Source organism: Bifidobacterium miconis, assembly GCF_019331735.1.
Taxonomy (GTDB): Bacteria; Actinomycetota; Actinomycetes; order Actinomycetales; family Bifidobacteriaceae; genus Bifidobacterium; species Bifidobacterium miconis.
Genome location: NZ_JAHBBH010000001.1, coordinates 43,029 through 59,250 on the forward strand (window position 1 = coordinate 43,029; position 16,222 = coordinate 59,250).

At 64.4% G+C, this 16,222-nt stretch carries 11 protein-coding genes and 2 tRNA genes; 11 read left to right on the forward strand and 2 right to left on the reverse strand.

Translation table 11 applies throughout. The features are described from left to right. Window positions 1–45: 45 nt before the first annotated feature. The 4 genes from coaE (at window position 46) to pyk (ending at window position 5,535) form a co-directional block, all read left to right on the forward strand. A complete protein-coding gene (gene coaE / locus KIH79_RS00190; protein ID WP_338023089.1) occupies window positions 46–693 on the forward strand; it encodes a dephospho-CoA kinase in 648 nt (215 codons plus the stop codon). Between the two features lie 18 nt (window positions 694–711). Then, window positions 712–2,823 (forward strand): excinuclease ABC subunit UvrB, encoded by a 2,112-nt coding sequence (uvrB, locus tag KIH79_RS00195; protein WP_219057644.1) that lies wholly within the window; start codon window positions 712–714, stop codon window positions 2,821–2,823. Between the two features lie 108 nt (window positions 2,824–2,931). Beyond that, a complete protein-coding gene (locus tag KIH79_RS00200) occupies window positions 2,932–3,936 on the forward strand; it encodes a TerC family protein (protein WP_219057531.1) in 1,005 nt (334 codons plus the stop codon). A gap of 159 nt (window positions 3,937–4,095) precedes the next feature. Continuing rightward, the gene (gene pyk / locus KIH79_RS00205; RefSeq protein ID WP_219057532.1) at window positions 4,096–5,535 is read left to right on the forward strand and encodes a pyruvate kinase; all 1,440 of its coding nucleotides are present in this window, start codon (window positions 4,096–4,098) and stop codon (window positions 5,533–5,535) included. Window positions 5,536–5,739: 204 nt separating this feature from the next. On the opposite strand, the gene KIH79_RS00210 is transcribed toward pyk, so the two are convergent. Then, complete coding sequence (locus KIH79_RS00210) at window positions 5,740–6,339, reverse strand: NUDIX domain-containing protein (protein WP_219057533.1); 600 nt, start codon at window positions 6,337–6,339, stop codon at window positions 5,740–5,742. Window positions 6,340–6,551: 212 nt separating this feature from the next. Between KIH79_RS00210 and KIH79_RS00215 the strand changes: the two genes are divergently transcribed. The 6 genes from KIH79_RS00215 to glgX all read left to right on the forward strand — a co-directional run bounded on the left by KIH79_RS00215 (window position 6,552) and on the right by glgX (window position 14,341). Then, a tRNA-Leu gene (locus KIH79_RS00215) sits at window positions 6,552–6,625 on the forward strand. Between the two features lie 135 nt (window positions 6,626–6,760). Further along, a complete protein-coding gene (locus KIH79_RS00220; protein WP_219057534.1) occupies window positions 6,761–7,564 on the forward strand; it encodes an ANTAR domain-containing response regulator in 804 nt (267 codons plus the stop codon). Then, the gene (gene polA / locus KIH79_RS00225) at window positions 7,557–10,406 is read left to right on the forward strand and encodes a DNA polymerase I (RefSeq protein WP_219057535.1); all 2,850 of its coding nucleotides are present in this window, start codon (window positions 7,557–7,559) and stop codon (window positions 10,404–10,406) included. The genes KIH79_RS00220 and polA overlap by 8 nt, the downstream gene beginning before the upstream one ends. A 92-nt stretch (window positions 10,407–10,498) precedes the next feature. Next, the gene (locus KIH79_RS00230) at window positions 10,499–11,392 is read left to right on the forward strand and encodes a Nif3-like dinuclear metal center hexameric protein (RefSeq protein ID WP_219057536.1); all 894 of its coding nucleotides are present in this window, start codon (window positions 10,499–10,501) and stop codon (window positions 11,390–11,392) included. 137 nt (window positions 11,393–11,529) lie between these two features. Next, window positions 11,530–12,120 (forward strand): NUDIX hydrolase, encoded by a 591-nt coding sequence (locus KIH79_RS00235; RefSeq protein ID WP_219057537.1) that lies wholly within the window; start codon window positions 11,530–11,532, stop codon window positions 12,118–12,120. 79 nt (window positions 12,121–12,199) lie between these two features. Further along, entirely contained in the window at window positions 12,200–14,341 is a 2,142-nt protein-coding gene (glgX, locus tag KIH79_RS00240; protein ID WP_219057538.1) for a glycogen debranching protein GlgX, read from the forward strand. Window positions 14,342–14,567: 226 nt separating this feature from the next. Here glgX and KIH79_RS00245 read toward each other — a convergent pair whose 3' ends face one another. Then, window positions 14,568–15,824 (reverse strand): ABC transporter permease, encoded by a 1,257-nt coding sequence (locus KIH79_RS00245; protein ID WP_219057539.1) that lies wholly within the window; start codon window positions 15,822–15,824, stop codon window positions 14,568–14,570. Window positions 15,825–15,998: 174 nt separating this feature from the next. Here KIH79_RS00245 and KIH79_RS00250 point away from each other — a divergent pair. After that, window positions 15,999–16,072, forward strand: a tRNA-Pro gene (locus KIH79_RS00250). Window positions 16,073–16,222: the final 150 nt, after the last annotated feature.

Consider the following 16,222-nt stretch of genomic DNA (forward strand, 5'->3'; position numbering starts at 1 on the left):
GATGGGTAAGCTGGGACGAAGTGAACGTGCGACGAAAGGAGCCGCGTGATTATTCGCATCGGATTGACGGGCGGCATCGCCGCGGGCAAAAGCACGGCGTCGCGCCGGCTGGCGGAGCTTGGCGCGACCGTGATCGACTACGATCTGCTGGCCCGTCACGTCGTGGCGCCCGGCAGCGTCGGGCTGGGCCGGATCGCCGACGAGTTCGGTCCGGCCGCGATCGGTCGCGACGGCGGGCTGGACCGGGCGTGGATGGCCGATCACGCGTTCGGTCCGAACGCTCCGGACGGCGCGCGCGAACGGCTCGACGCGATCGAACATCCGCTCATCTACGACGAAGCCGCAAGATTGGAACATGACGCGATCGCGGCATTCGATCATGCCGGTGCCGGCAACGGTGACAGGACACTGGTCATTGTGCACGACGTGCCGCTGCTGGCCGAGGTGATCGGCACGATCCCGTTCCGCTTCGACCATATCGTCACGGTCGAGGCGCCGATCGATGTGCGCATCGCGCGCATGATGGGGGAGCGCGGCATGAGCCGCGAGCAGGCCGAGGGGCGCGTCCGGCATCAGAGCGACGAGGCGACGCGCCGGGGGATCGCCGACGTCGTCATCGATTCGACGCAGTCCATAGAACAAATGTTCGACGCTGTTGATAGGCTGTATGCGGATTGGACCAGTCGGGAATAAACGCCGAAAGGAGCGATGATGGGCTTCAACATCCAACGCACGAACAAGCCGTTCGTCGTCAAATCGCCGTACCGGCCGTCCGGCGACCAGCCGCAGGCCATCGACGAGCTGGCCCGGCGCATCGAAAACGGCGAGAACGACGTCGTGCTCATGGGCGCCACCGGCACCGGCAAGACCGCCACCACCGCGTGGCTGATCGAACGGCTCCAACGGCCCACGCTCATCATCGAACCGAACAAGACGCTCGCCGCGCAGCTGTGCGCCGAATTCCGCGAGCTCATGCCCGACAACGCGGTCAGTTACTTCGTGAGCTACTACGACTACTACCAGCCCGAAGCGTACATCCCGCAGACCGACACCTATATTGAAAAGGACTCCAACATCAACGACGACGTGGAGCGCCTGCGCCATGCCGCCACCGCGAACCTGCTCACGCGGCGCGACTGCGTGGTCGTCGCCACCGTCTCGTGCATCTACGGCCTCGGCACGCCCGAGGAATACGCGGGCCGCATGCTCTTCCTCAAGGAGGGTCAGGAAATCAACCGCGACGACCTGCTGCGCCAGTTCGTCGCCATGCAGTACAAGCGCAACGACATCGCGTTCACGCGCGGCACGTTCCGCGTGCGCGGCGATACGGTCGAAATCATCCCCGTCTACGAGGAGCTCGCGATCCGCATCGAATTCTTCGGCGACGAAATCGACCGCATCTCCACGCTCCACCCGCTCACCGGCGACGTGATCGACCATGAGACGGAAGTGCACATCTTCCCCGCCTCGCACTACGTGGCCGGCCCGGAACGCATGGAACGCGCGCTCAAGACCATCCAGCAGGAGCTTGACGAGCGCACCGCCGAACTGCGCAAGCAGGGCAAGGAGCTCGAGGCGCAGCGCCTGACCATGCGCACCACCTATGATCTGGAGATGCTCTCGCAGGTGGGCGTGTGCTCCGGCGTGGAGAACTATTCGCGGCACTTCGACGGGCGCGCGCCCGGTACGCCGCCGCATACGCTGCTCGATTTCTTCCCTGACGACTTCCTGCTCGTCATCGACGAATCGCATGTCACCGTGCCGCAGATCGGCGCCATGTACGAGGGCGACGCCGCACGCAAGCGCACGCTCGTCGACTTCGGCTTCCGCCTGCCGTCCGCCATGGACAACCGTCCGCTCAAATGGCCGGAGTTCCTGGAGCGCGTCGGCCAGACCGTCTATCTGTCCGCAACCCCCGGCGACTATGAGCTGGGACTGTCCGACGGGGTGGTCGAGCAGATCATCCGCCCGACCGGTCTGCTGGATCCAAAGGTCGAAGTGCGCCCCACCAAGGGGCAGATCGACGACCTGCTCGCCGAAATCAAGGACCGCGTGGCCAAGAACGAACGCACGCTCGTCACCACGCTCACCAAGAAGATGGCCGAGGATCTGACCGACTATCTGATCGAGCGCGGCATCAAGGTCGAATACCTGCACTCCGACGTCGACACGCTGCGCCGCGTCGAACTGCTGCGTGAACTGCGCGAGGGCAAAATCGACGTGATCGTCGGCATCAACCTGCTGCGCGAGGGCCTCGACCTGCCCGAGGTCTCGCTCGTGGCCATCCTCGACGCCGACAAGGAAGGCTTCCTGCGCTCGTACCGTTCGCTCATCCAGACGATCGGCCGCGCGGCCAGAAACGTGTCCGGCACGGTCATCATGTACGCCGACGAAACCACCGACGCGATGCGCAAGGCCATCGACGAGACCGAACGCCGCCGCGCCAAGCAGATCGCCTACAACAAGGAGCATCACATCGACCCCAAGCCGCTGATCAAGAAGATCAGCGACGTCAACGACATGCTCGCCAAGGAGGACGTGGACACCCAGACCCTGCTCGCCGGCGGCTACCGCAACGCGAACAAGGCCGGCAACTCGCATCTGGGCGTGCCCGCCATCGGCAAGGAGGAGGCCGACAAGCGGCATGAGGAGATCCTCAAGGCCGGGCTGCCCGCACAGGACCTCGCCGACCTGATCCGCCAGATGAGCGAGCAGATGCACACCGCCGCCGAACAGCTCCAGTTCGAGCTCGCCGCCCGCCTGCGCGACGAAATCCGCGACCTCAAAAAGGAACTGCGCGGAATGACGGAAGCGAACAAGTGAGCTTCCGTAGCAGCGAGCAGCGGTAGCGTCGCGAGCGTCGCATATAACGCGGAAGCGAACAAGTGAGCGTGCGCGGGCGAGTCAGCGCCTGTACATATGCTGGGAGGCATGTCTGAAACCCCCATTGCATTCATGATCGCCACGTTCGTGGTGCTGGCCGCGTTCTTCGTCGTGGACCTGTTCGTCATCGGCCGCAAGCCGCACGTGCCCTCCACCAAGGAGTGCCTGCAGCACATCGCGTTCTTCGTCGTCGCGGCGCTCATCTTCGGCGGCATCATGTGGGCCGTCGCCGGCGCGAAGCCGGCCATCGAATTCTATTCCGGCTGGCTTACCGAATATTCGCTGAGCGTCGACAACCTGTTCGTGTTCGTCATCATCATGTCCAACTTCGCCGTGCCGAAGGTGCTGCAGAAGTACGTGCTGTCCGTCGGCATCACCGTCGCGCTCATCCTGCGCGGCATCTTCATCCTCATCGGCGCCGCGCTCATCGAACGCTTCACCTGGATCTTCTTCATCTTCGGCGCGTTCCTGATCGTCACGGCGCTCAAGCTCGTCACCGGTGGCGACGACGATGAGGAGTACCACGAGAACGGCGTCATCAAGGCCCTGCGCAAGATCATGAAGATCTCCGACGAATACGACGGCGAAAAGCTGCGCACCGTCAAGGACGGCGTCAAGTACTTCACCCCGATGCTCGTCGTATTCCTCGCCATCGGCACCACCGACGTCATGTTCGCGTTCGACTCGATCCCCGCGATCTTCGGCCTGACCAAGGACCCGTTCATCGTGTTCACCTCCAACGTGTTCGCCCTGCTTGGCCTGCAGCAGCTCTACTTCCTGCTCGGCGCCCTGCTCGACAAGCTCGTCTACCTGCCGCTCGGCCTGTCCGTCGTGCTCGGCTTCATCGGCGTCAAGCTCATCATGGAGGCGCTGCACGGCAACTCGCTGCCGTTCCTCAACGGCGGACGGCCGATCGCATGGGTTCCCGAGGTGCCGACGTGGCTGTCGCTTGCGGTCATCGTGCTGGCCATCGGCGGCGCGGCGCTCGCCAGCGTGCTCAAGATGCGCGCTTTGGACGCGGCTTCCGCGCAGGGCTCCGCCAAGGCCGAGTGAAGCGTTGGCGTATCGCCGGTAAACCTTTGCGGAACATGAGGTGTGAACGCTCACAACACACCCATGGAAAAGGTGGCTCGAATCGATTTTTGCTAGTAGACTGACTGTCGGCGGCTGGGCCAGAAGGCCCGGCCATAATCAAGGATAGGATAGGCATTCATGCGTAAAGCCAAGATCGTTGATACCATCGGTCCCGCCACCGAGGATTACGACAACCTGCTCAAGCTCGTCGAAGCCGGTATGGACGTCGCTCGTCTGAACCGCTCCCACGGCACCCCCGAGGATCACCTTCGCGTCTACAACAACGTGCGCAAGGCAAGCGAGGCCACCGGACGCAACGTGGCCGCCCTGGTCGATCTGCAGGGCCCGAAGATCCGCTGCGGCTGGTTCAAGAAGAACGCCGAGGGCGAGGACAAGGTTCAGCTTCAGCTTGGCCAGGAATTCATCATCACCACCGACGACATCGAGGGCGACGAGCACATCACCTCCACCACCTTCAAGGGCCTGCCGGGTGACTGCCATCCGGGCGACCCGATCCTGATCGACGACGGCAAGGTCCGCCTCGAGGTCACCAAGGTCGAGGGCAACAACGTGTACACCAAGGTCGTCGTGGCCGGTCCGGTGTCCTCCCACAAGGGCATCAACCTGCCGGGCGTCGCCGTCTCCCTGCCGGCCCTGACCGAGAAGGACGAGGCCGATCTGCGTTGGGCCATCCGCACCGGCGCCGACATCATCGCCATGTCCTTCGTGCGCTTCGCGACCGACATCGACCGCGCCCACGAGATCATGGACGAGGAAGGCCGCCGCATCCCGATCGTCGCCAAGATCGAGAAGCCGCAGGCCCTCGAGAACCTCGAGGAGATCATCAAGACCTTCGACGGCGTCATGGCCGCCCGTGGCGACATGGCCGTCGAGTGCCCGCTCGAAGAGGTCCCGCTGGCCACCAAGCGCATCATCGAGCTGGCCCGCCAGTACGCCAAGCCGGTCATCGTGGCCACCGAAGTCCTCGGCTCCATGGTTCACTCCCCGGTTCCGTCCCGCGCCGAGGCCTCCGATTGCGCCAACGCCGTCCTCGACGGCGCCGACGCGACCATGACCTCCAACGAGACCGCCGTCGGCGAGTACCCGACCGAGACCGTCGCCACCATGTCCCGCATCTCCGGCTTCGCCACCGAGCACGGCTTCGACCGCATCCCGGAGCTGAAGAACCTCGACATGTCCTCCACCGGCGCCGTCTCCTCCGCCGCCGTCGACCTGGCCGACAAGCTCAACGCCAAGGCCATCGTCGCCTACACCCAGACCGGCAACACCGTGCACCGCGTCTCCCGCGAGCGTCCGGCCGCCCCGATCTACGGCATCACCAACAACGAGCACACCTACCACTGGCTGGCCCTGTCCTGGGGCACCGAGGCGTTCTACGTCCCGGAGGACTACCATGACAAGTCCCGCAAGGACCTCATGGCCTACACTGACGCCATCCTCAAGAAGGCCGGCAAGGTGTCCGACGGCGACAAGATCGTCGTGCTGAGCTCTGCTCAGGGCGAGCACGCCGCCGGCTCCACCGACTCCATCTACGTGCACACCGTCGGCAACAACTGATCCGGCACGGCCGCGTAGACCAGCCGGTCTGATGGCATAAAGAAGCCCCTGTCCGCAACCCAAGGGATTGCGGACAGGGGCTTTTTCATACCCGCTCAGGCGACTGTCGACATTGCGTGGCCGCAGACAGCATGCGGCCATAACCGACCGCCTGCGAACGTCACCGTGGAGTGCGGCGGAATCGCCGGCGGCGACTATCCTGCGTCACTGGCCGAGCTGATGATCCGGCGCGCTGTGCAGACGCAGAATCGCGATCAGCGTCTTCGCGTCGACGATGGTGCCGTTGACGGCCATTTCGTACGCCTGGTCCAGCGTGTACAGGCGCACGTCCGGACGCGGCGTCTCCGGGCCGAAATCGCCGCGGTCCGTAGGATGCAGCCCCGTGGCGAAAAACAGCGCGGTGTGCTGTGCCGAGAAGCTCGGCGTGTCCAGGAACCGGGCGAACTGGACGAACCGGTCGGCGGTGTAGCCGGCCTCCTCGCGCAGCTTGCGCACGGCGATGTCGAGCGGCTTCTCGTCCTGCTTGGCCGCGTGCCCGCCGGGGATTTCCAGCGTCCAGCGATGGGTGGGGATGCGGTACTGCTCGACGAGCGGGATAAGCCCGTCGTCGGTCATGGCCAGCACGCCGACGGCGTCGCCGTTGTTGCCCTGCAGCACGTAGCGTTCGAACGTGCCGGCCTGCGGCGAGGAAAGGGACACCTGATCGACGTTGAAGTAGTGGCTCTTGACGATTTGCTTGCGCGACTCCTCCTTGAGCGGAGAGGTGCGCCACGGATCGAACCTGCGGTAGGTTTCGTTGCTCATGACTGCCTCCTTGGTGGCATGATCGGTTTCATTGTATATCGTTAACATCGGGGGCCCGGGGTTTTGACCCCGGGCACAAGGGGCGCGTGTCGTCATGGAAACGGGCCGGTCCGGCCCGCCCGGAAGGCGGGGCGCGCGCCCGCGACTCGCAGAAATCCGACAATGCAGTCTCCGTCCGAAAAGTATGGTATTCTTCCGTGAGTGCGGAAAACGCCCTCGTATCCCAATTGGTAGAGGAAGCAGCCTCAAAATCTGCGCAGTGTGGGTTCGAGTCCCACCGAGGGCACGCGATTGGAGCAAAGAAGGCTACTCCCTTTTCTCTAAGGGCGTAGCCTTCTTGTGCAATGACGCAAAATAACTGTTGTCAGGTCGGGTGGAGGGTTATAAGAAGACGCCCGGCCACTGATGAAAAGAGGTTGGCATGGTGGCAAGGAAAAAGACCTCGGAAACACCCGATGTGCTGGGTTCGGTGTTGACCGATGACGAACTGAAGGCCGCGGCGGAGGGCAATATCCCCGGCGAGCCCGTTGCGGACGAGAACGAAACTCCCGAGCCCGAGGAGAACCATCAGCGCACCGTCGTGGTGGCCGAGGACGAGTCCGTCAACCGTATGGATCTGGTCGCCATGCTCGAAGACAACGGTTACAAGGTCGTCGGCGAGGCCGCCAACGGCGAGGAGGCCGTCGATCTGACCCGCAAGTTCCGTCCGGATGTCGTGTGCATGGACGTCAAGATGCCGCGCATGGACGGCATCGCCGCCGCCGGCGTGATCTGCGACGAAAACATCGCCCCGGTGGTCATGCTCACCGCCTTCTCCCAGCCCGATCTGGTCCGGCAGGCCACCGGCGCCGGCGCGATGGCATACGTCACCAAGCCGTACGAGGAGTCCAAGCTGTTGCCCGCACTCGAAGTCGCCATGGGCCGCTTCGCTGAGATCAACGATCTGCTCGACACCGTCGAACGCAGCGAGAACAAGCTCAAGAACGCGCAGGACGAGCTCAAGAAGATGGAGGCCCAGCTCAAGAAGGCCGAGGACACGCTGGAGGAGCGCAAGCTTGTCGACCGCGCCAAGGGCCTGCTCATGGACAAGGCCGACTTCTCCGAGCAGGGCGCGTTCCGCTGGATCCAGAAGACCTCCATGGACCAGCGCATCCCGAAGAAGCGTCTCGCCATGGCCATCATCGCCAAGTACGGCGATCCCAAGCCGGAAAGCAACGATGACTGAGGCATCGCCAGCCAATACTGAAACGCGCGGAACGCTGCTGGTCGTTGACGGCCACTCACTGGCGTTCCGCGCGTTTTTCGCTCTTCCCGTCGAAAACTTCAGCACCGACGCCGGCCAGGCCACCAACGCGGTGTGGGGGTTCGCGACCATGCTGTCCCAAGTCATCGACGCGGAACGGCCCGACCATCTCGCCGTCGCGTTCGACGTCAAGGGCGGCACGTTCCGCAACCAGCTGCTGCCCCAGTACAAGGGCACGCGCGAGGCCGCGCCCGAGGAACTGCTCACCCAGCTGCCCCTGATCCAGCAGATGCTCACCGCGCTCGGCGTCACCTATATCGAAAAGCCCGGCTATGAGGGCGACGACGTGATCGGCACGCTCGCCACGATGGGCGCCGCCGCCGGCTACCGCACGCTCGTCCTGTCCGGCGACCGCGACGCCTTCCAGCTCATCGACGACCATATCACCGTGCTGTATCCGGGCCACCACTTCAAGGACCTCAAGCACATGACGCCCGAGGCCGTCGAGGAAAAATACCATGTCACGCCCGCACAGTACCCGGATCTCGCCGCGCTGCGCGGCGAGACCGCGGACAACATCCCCGGCGTGCCCGGCGTGGGCGACGGGTTCGCCGCCAAATGGATCAACCAGTACGGCGGACTCGACGGCATCATCGAACACGCCGACGAGATCAAGGGCAAAAAGGGCGAGGCGCTGCGCGACAATCTGGAACAGGTCAGGCTCAACCGCAAGGTGAACGCGCTGGTGCGCGATCTCGACCTCGGCGTGTCCGTCGACGACCTCACTTTCGGCAAACCCGACGCGAACGCCGTGGACGCGCTGTTCAAAACGCTGGAGTTCGGCGTACGCTCGCGCAGCAAGATCCTCAAGTCGTTCAACGGCGGCGTCAAGCCGACGCTGTTACCGCAGGGAACGGACGCAGCCGGAAACGCAAGCCAGCCCGACGAGCCGGCGCTGACCGTGCCCGAACTGACCGTCTGCACCGACGCGTCGCAGATCGGCCAGTGGATCGACGCCAATCTCGCCGACCCGTGGCAGCAGGGCATGACGAACGCCGCCGGCGACGCCACGGCGCAAGACGGAGCCGGCACCTGGACGCTGCTCGCACAGGGAGATCCCAAGCCCGGCCGCAGCACGCTCGACAACGTGACCGTCATGGCCGCGGGCCGGGCGCTGCTGATCAAGACGCCGTTCGACGAGCCGACCAAACATGCGCTCGCCGCACTGCTTGACGAGCACCACGGCACGCTTGCCGTGCACGGCTACAAGGAACATCTGCATCTGCTCGGCGCGGCCGGACTGCACCTGCCCGAACCCAAGTTCGACACCAAGCTCGCCGGCTACCTCGTCCACCCCGACTTCCACGCGGACACGCTCGAACAGGCCGCCGCGCACTTCCTCGACCTGCACGTCGAGAACAGGAAGCCGCAGGTCACGCAGGGCCTGCTCGACCTCGGCGACGACAACGCCGGCGACGAGGAGCCAAAGGAAAACCCGAACGAACTGACCGCCACGCGCATCGCCATCGTCCGGGCGCTCGCCGACGCGCTGGCGCCCATGCTCGAACAGCGCAGCCAGTCGCATCTGCTCGCCGACATCGAGCTACCCGTCTCCCGTGTGCTGCACGGCATGGAAGACGTGGGCGCAAAGGTCGATGAGCAGCGGCTTGACACCATGCGCGAGCAGTTCGCCGCCGACGCGCGGCAGGCGCAGGAAATGGCGTGGGATCTGGCCGGCAGCCGCGTGAACCTGCAAAGCCCCAAACAGCTGCAGCAGGTGCTGTTCGAGGACATGGGCCTCAAGGCCACCAAGCGCACCAAGTCCGGTTCGTACACGACCAACGCGTCCGTATTGCAGGACCTGTACGTCAAGTACGCGAACGACGACCGTGCCAGCGGATTCCTCGGCGCGCTGCTCAGGCACCGTGAAACCAACAAGCTCAAGCAGATCGTGCAGACGCTCATCGACGCGACGAATCCGCGGGACGGGCGCATCCACACGACGTTCGAACAGACCGTGGCTGCGACCGGACGTCTGAGCTCGGTCGACCCGAATCTACAGAACATTCCGAACAGGAACGCCGCGGGCCGCGAAATCCGTTCCGCGTTCGTGCCGGGGGAGGGCTACGCCTCGCTGCTCAGCTGCGACTATTCGCAGGTCGAACTGCGCATCATGGCCGACCGTTCCGGTGATGAGGCGCTCATCGAGGCGTTTCGTTCCGGCGCGGACTTCCACCGCTACGTCGCCTCGCTCGTCTACGGTGTGCCGGTCGACCAGATCACGTCCGACCAGCGCAGCCACGTCAAGGCGATGAGCTACGGCCTTGCCTACGGCCTGAGCACGTACGGCCTCGCCCAGCAGCTCAAGATCAGCCCGTCGCACGCCGACGAGCTGAAGGCCAAGTACTTCGCCACGTTCGGCAAGGTGCACGACTATCTCGAGTCGCTGGTCGCCGACGCACGCGCCAAGGGCTACACGGAAACGATGTTCGGCCGCCGCCGGTACTTCCCGGCGCTGTCGTCCACGAACCGCGTCGCCCGCGAGGCCGCCGAACGCGCCGCGCTCAACGCTCCGATCCAGGGCTCGGCCGCCGACATCATGAAAATCGCGATGATCCGCGCCGACCGGGCCCTGCGCGAGGCCGGCGTGAACAGCCGCATCATCCTGCAGATCCACGACGAACTCGTCGTCGAGGTCGCGCCTGGCGAGGCCGAACAGGTGACCGGACTGGTCGCCGACGCGATGGAGCACGCCGTCGACCTGTCCGTGCCGCTGGACGTGTCCACCGGCATCGGCGACGACTGGCAGCTCGCCGCACACTGACCGGACCACCGCCAACCCGTCCGTTTGCACGGCGGAACGCCTCGTGGCGGAACGCCGCGGAAACGGGTCATCTTCCGTAAAGGAGCACCGTCATGCCCACGCTCAAGCAGGTCGTCGACGTACTGGAAACCTTGTATCCGCTGCGATACGCGGAACATTGGGACGCGCCCGGGCTGATCGTCGGCGACCCGGCACGGCAGGTGCGGCGTATCGCGTTCGCCGCCGATCCGACCGCGGCCGTCGTCGACGCGGCGATCGCCGGACACGCCGACCTGCTGGTGACGCACCATCCGCTGCTGTTCCGCGCCGCGCACGAAGTGTCCGCGATCGGCGCGCACGGCGACGTCGTGCGCCGGCTGTACGAGTCCGGCTGCGCGTTGTGGGTCGGGCATACGAACGCCGATGCGGCGTACCGTGGCGTCGGACAGGCCGCGGCCGACGCGTTCGGACTCGTCGACCAGCACCCGCTCGTGCCGATCCGCGACGACGAGGCCGCCGCGGCCGGCCGCGAGGTCGGCTTGGGGCGCGTCGGGCGGCTGGAGGCGCCGATGACGTTCGAGGCGTTCGCCCGGCGCGTCGCCGGCGCGCTGCCGCACACCGAACTCGGCGTCACGGCGAGCGGCCCGCTCGACCAGACGGTCGAAACGGTGGCCGTGCTGCCCGGCTCCGGCGACTCGCTGTTCGACGAGGTGCGCGCCAGCGGCGCGGACGTGTATGTGACCAGCGACCTGCGCCACCATCCCGCCACCGACGCGATCGAACAGGCCCGGCACGAGGCCGGCCTGCGCGCGCAGGGCATCCATATCGGGCTCGGTGACGCGCGCATCCGTCCGTTGCTCGTCAACACGCCGCATTCGGCCATCGAATCCCTGTGGTTCCGGTATGCGCTCGAAGACGTGCCCGCGGCCGTCGAACGGGCGACGGGAGAGTGGCCCGACGTCGAATGGCTGCGCATCAACACTGATCCGTGGACGCTGCGGCTGTAACGTGTGTAACGTGACATGGCATAACGTGACACGGCCGTGCCGCGGCCGTAACGGCGCGCAATGAGATATGCGATGTGCGGCGTACGCGGATCGGGACGCGCATACCGCATACGGACAAGGCAAGGGGGATATGAGACATGCATGATGTGATCGACATGGACGCGCCCGTCGAGGTGCGTTCGCGCACAACCGTATACCGCGGCGCGATCTTTTCCGTCGAGGACATGACCATCGCGCTGAAACGGCGCGACGGCGGCGAAGTCGACATCCGCCGGCAGGTGCTGCGCCACGCGCCCTGCGTCGTCATGCTCGTGCACGACGAGGAACGCGACCGGTACGTCGTCGAACGCGAGTACCGCGTCGGCTCCGACCGGTTCGCCTACGGCATTCCCGCCGGACTCATGGATCCCGGCGAGGATCCCGAAACGGCCGCATTGCGCGAACTCGCCGAGGAAACCGGCATCGTGCCCGCCGAACCCGGCGACGTGACCATCGAACACGTGGGCGACTACTACTCGTCCGAAGGCATGGCCGACGAGCTCGCGCACATCATGGTGCTGCATCTGAAGCGCTTCAAGCTCGTCGAACGGCATCTCGACGCCGACGAGCACGTCGACTCCGCATGGGTCGGCTGGGACGAGCTGCTCGCGCTGCCCGTCACCGCGTCCAATTCGATCATCGCCATCCAGCACGAGCGCATCCGCCGGCTGCTCGCGGAACGCGGCTGACACGCCCGCAATGCAAATCGTCGCACAGTGTTCAGCTGACACGTCGTCAACATTCATATTGTCGTGAGATACTGGGGATATGCAGATCAGACCAGGTTTGATGTATCCGCTTGGTGCCAGCTATGACGGCGCCGGCGTGAATTTCGCACTGTTCTCCCAAGTCGCCGACAAAGTCGAGTTGTGCCTGTTCGATGACGACGACAACGAGACGCGCATCGAAATGACCGAACAGAACTCGTACGTGTGGCACAACTACATCGCCGGCATCCAGCCGGGCCAACGCTACGGGTATCGCGTGTACGGTCCGTACGATCCCAACCGCGGCTTGAGATGCAACCCGAACAAGCTCCTGCTCGACCCGTACGCCAAAGCCATCGAAGGCAACATCGACGGCGACGAGAGCCTGTTCTCGTACTACTTCTCCAGTCCGGACGACGTCAACCGACGCAACGACCTCGACTCGGCCGCGCACACCATGAAATCCGTGGTCGTCAACCCCTACTTCGACTGGAGCAACGACCAGCATCCGCGCATCCCGTACCACGACTCCGTCATCTACGAGGCGCACGTGCGCGGCATGACCAACCTCAACAAAAACGTCCCGCCGGACATCCGCGGCACGTACGCCGGCCTCGCCTATCCGAGCGTCATCGAATACCTGAAGAAGCTCGGCGTCACCGCCATCGAGCTCATGCCGATCCACCAGTTCGTCAACGACACGTTCCTGCAGGAAAAGGGCCTGTCGAACTACTGGGGCTACAACACCATCGGCTTCTTCGCGCCGCATAACGCGTATTCGAGCTCCGGCGAACGCGGCCAGCAGGTCAACGAGTTCAAATCCATGGTCAAGGCGTACCATCAGGCCGGCATCGAGGTCATCCTCGACGTGGTGTACAACCACACCGCCGAAGGCAACCACATGGGCCCCACCCTGAGCTTCAAGGGCATCGACAACCAGTCGTACTACCGTCTCGTCGACAACGACCCGCGCCACTACTTCGACACCACCGGCACCGGCAACTCGCTGCTCATGCGCTCGCCGCACGCGCTGCGCCTCATCACCGACTCGCTGCGCTACTGGGTGTCCGAAATGCACGTCGACGGCTTCCGCTTCGATCTGGCCGCCACGCTCGCCCGCCAGTTCCAGGAAGTCGACAAGCTGTCCGCGTTCTTCGACATCGTCGAGCAGGATCCGATCATCAGTCGCGTCAAGCTCATCGCCGAACCGTGGGATCTCGGCTCCGGCGGCTATCAGGTCGGCGGCTTCCCGTCCAGCTGGTCCGAATGGAACGGCCGCTACCGCGACTGCGTGCGCGACTTCTGGCGCTCGCAGCCGTCCACATTGCCCGAATTCGCGTCGCGCCTCATGGGCAGCTCCGACCTGTACCAGATGAACGGCCGCCGACCGGTCGCGTCGGTGAACTTCATCACCGCGCACGACGGCTTCACCATGAACGATCTGGTCAGCTACAACGAGAAGCACAACGACGCGAACGGCGAGGGCAACCGCGACGGCGAGTCCAACAACCGTTCGTGGAACTGCGGCGTCGAGGGCCCGACCACGATTCCCGACGTGCTCGACCTGCGCGAACGCCAGATGCGCAACATGTTCGCCACGCTGCTGCTCAGCCAGGGCATTCCGATGATCTGCGGCGGCGACGAGGTGGCCCGCACCCAGCAGGGCAACAACAACGCGTACTGTCAGGACAACGAGATCTCGTGGACCAACTGGGATCTCAACGAGTCGCAGAAGGATCTGCTCGAATTCGTCTCCAAGCTCATCCACCTGCGTCTCGAACACCCGGTGCTGCACCGTCGTCGCTTCTTCTCCGGGCGAGAGCCGGGGGAGAGCCCGGACAGCCTGCCGCAGGTCGAATGGTTCGACCACACCGGCTCCATCATGGATATGGACGACTGGGCGAACACGCATGCGTTCACGGTGATGATCTTCCTCAACGGTTCGAACATCCCGGAAATGGACTACTACGGCAAGCAGCTCGTCGACAACGACTTCATCATGATCTTCAACGCGCATTACGAGCCGATCATGTTCACGCTGCCGGACGAGAAGTACGGCCGCAAGTGGCAGCTCATCATCGACACGCACAATCCGAAGGGCCCGGAGCTGAGCTACGAAGCCGGATTCGTGATCACTGCGCAGTCGCGCAGCTTCATGCTGCTCAAGAGCGCGAAGAACCCGAACCCGGAGCAGCTGTTCTGAGCGGGGATCGGGATTTTGATTCCCGACTTCCGCCGCGGAACGGTGACTGATCGATCGGCCCGGCGTTTCGTCTCATTGACGGACGCCGGGCCGATTCGTGTTTGATTCGTATTCGATTCATATGGCTGCGTTGTGCGCTGGGCCAAGTAATCCGTTCGCCCGCTGCCCGAATGATCGGTTCGCCGACGTCTCATGATCCGGCAAGCCGTCGGCCGATCCGCCGACGTCAGCGGTCGGACGCGAGGCGTGATTCGATCATGTCGGCAGGCTGTTCTGACCTGCCGTCGGCGAGCGTGTCTGCCGCGGCGACGTTCGCGCCGGCCGCGGCGGTAGGCACGACGGCACCCGCCGTCGCGTTGGCCGCGGCCGCGTTCGCCTCGTCGATGCGGTTCGTCTGGAACCGGACCAGCTGCATCTGCACGCGATCCGCCTCGATCGCCGCGATCTGACGCGAAAACACGATGAACCAGCCGAGGAAGAACGCGCACGCCAGCGCCTCGAGATTGGTGAGCGTGTCGTAGCCGCGCAGCATGTAGATGCCGAATCCGGCGCACACCGCGATCGCGAGGTCGGAGATCGCGTACATCGCCTTCGGCATGCGCGGCGCCAGCCACGGCAGGGCGAGCAGCAGCACGCCCATAACCAGCGGCAGTCCCTTCGCGCACACGTTGTGCATGATGTAGTGCGGCGTGTAGCGGAACACGCCGATGCCGATGAACGCGAGGCCGGAAACGGTCAGCAGCAGCGACAGGATCGCCGTGCGCACCTTGAAGTGGCGGACCTCCGGCTCGACCTCGTCGCCGTAGCGCTCGTGCCACAGCCGTTCGAGCCGCTGCGTGGTGATCAGTTCGGACACGGCGAAGTAGCTGACGATGATGATGCACGTGCCGGCGAGGATGAGCGTCGCGTTGAACATGGTCGCCGCGAACGTGGTGCGATCGCCGAGCTGCGAGAAGTTGTTGTGGTACCAGTACGGGTCGTCGGTGGTGAGGCCCGCGGTGCTCACGCCGGAGATCACGAAGAACGGCAGCAGCGAGGCGAGCGTCTTCGCGTTCATGAGCTCCGCCTGCACGAACGTCATGTATCCGGTCACGCCCGCGAACCCGGCGCAGGCGGCCGGCATGTAGCCGGCGAGCAGGTGCATGCCCATCACCGTGTTCACCACGCTGAACAGGGCGAACGACGACAGGAACACCGTCGACGCGTAGACGACCGACAATGCGAGGATTTCGAACACGCGGCGGATCGGCACCCACCAGCCGTTCTTGAGCGTGAACGAACGCGAGTTGCTCGCGTAGCCGACCGCGAACGAAATCACGCCGCACGCCGCGATGATGGCCGCCGCGGCCGTGAACCGACGCTGCGTGACCTGCCAGATCGCCGATGCAAGATCAAGATAGAGCTTCATGCCGAAGAACGCGACGATCGCGCAGATCAGGAACGACACCAATCCCAACGTCTCCGCCCGCTGATGACGTCCCATCGGTGATCCTCCCTCCATGCGCACACGCTGCATGTTCATTGTAATAGCGTCATGGGGTGGGCTGCGCCGCGAGGATATGGAGCATCCGTGCATGTTTTGCGCGTTTTCGTCCGATGGTCTGGTATAGTAAACGATTGTTGTTTTGCGGCCGGCCTTGTGCCACGCAAACGTCAACGGGCTGTAGCGCAGCTTGGTAGCGCGTCTGCTTTGGGAGCAGAATGTCGCAGGTTCAAATCCTGTCAGCCCGACAGAAACGGCGGAATTCCAATGGTTTTGAGACCATGGGATTCCGCCTTCGCTGTTATCGGGGACGTATCGGGTGGATTGCCGGCCCGTTGCCCTGTTCAATGGTCGTCGTATGCGCAATATCCATGGTTCCGGGTTGCGGTGGGGGTATC

Bases quoted from the DNA above. Each gene is read 5' to 3' on its own strand.
- uvrB (WP_219057644.1), top strand. From the start codon at position 712: ATGGGCTTCAACATCCAACGCACGAACAAGCCGTTCGTCGTCAAATCG.
- KIH79_RS00200 (WP_219057531.1), top strand. From the start codon at position 2,932: ATGTCTGAAACCCCCATTGCATTCATGATCGCCACGTTCGTGGTGCTG.
- pyk (WP_219057532.1), top strand. From the start codon at position 4,096: ATGCGTAAAGCCAAGATCGTTGATACCATCGGTCCCGCCACCGAGGAT.
- KIH79_RS00210 (WP_219057533.1), bottom strand. From the start codon at position 6,339: ATGAGCAACGAAACCTACCGCAGGTTCGATCCGTGGCGCACCTCTCCG.
- KIH79_RS00220 (WP_219057534.1), top strand. From the start codon at position 6,761: ATGGTGGCAAGGAAAAAGACCTCGGAAACACCCGATGTGCTGGGTTCG.
- polA (WP_219057535.1), top strand. From the start codon at position 7,557: ATGACTGAGGCATCGCCAGCCAATACTGAAACGCGCGGAACGCTGCTG.
- KIH79_RS00230 (WP_219057536.1), top strand. From the start codon at position 10,499: ATGCCCACGCTCAAGCAGGTCGTCGACGTACTGGAAACCTTGTATCCG.
- KIH79_RS00235 (WP_219057537.1), top strand. From the start codon at position 11,530: ATGCATGATGTGATCGACATGGACGCGCCCGTCGAGGTGCGTTCGCGC.
- glgX (WP_219057538.1), top strand. From the start codon at position 12,200: ATGCAGATCAGACCAGGTTTGATGTATCCGCTTGGTGCCAGCTATGAC.
- KIH79_RS00245 (WP_219057539.1), bottom strand. From the start codon at position 15,824: ATGGGACGTCATCAGCGGGCGGAGACGTTGGGATTGGTGTCGTTCCTG.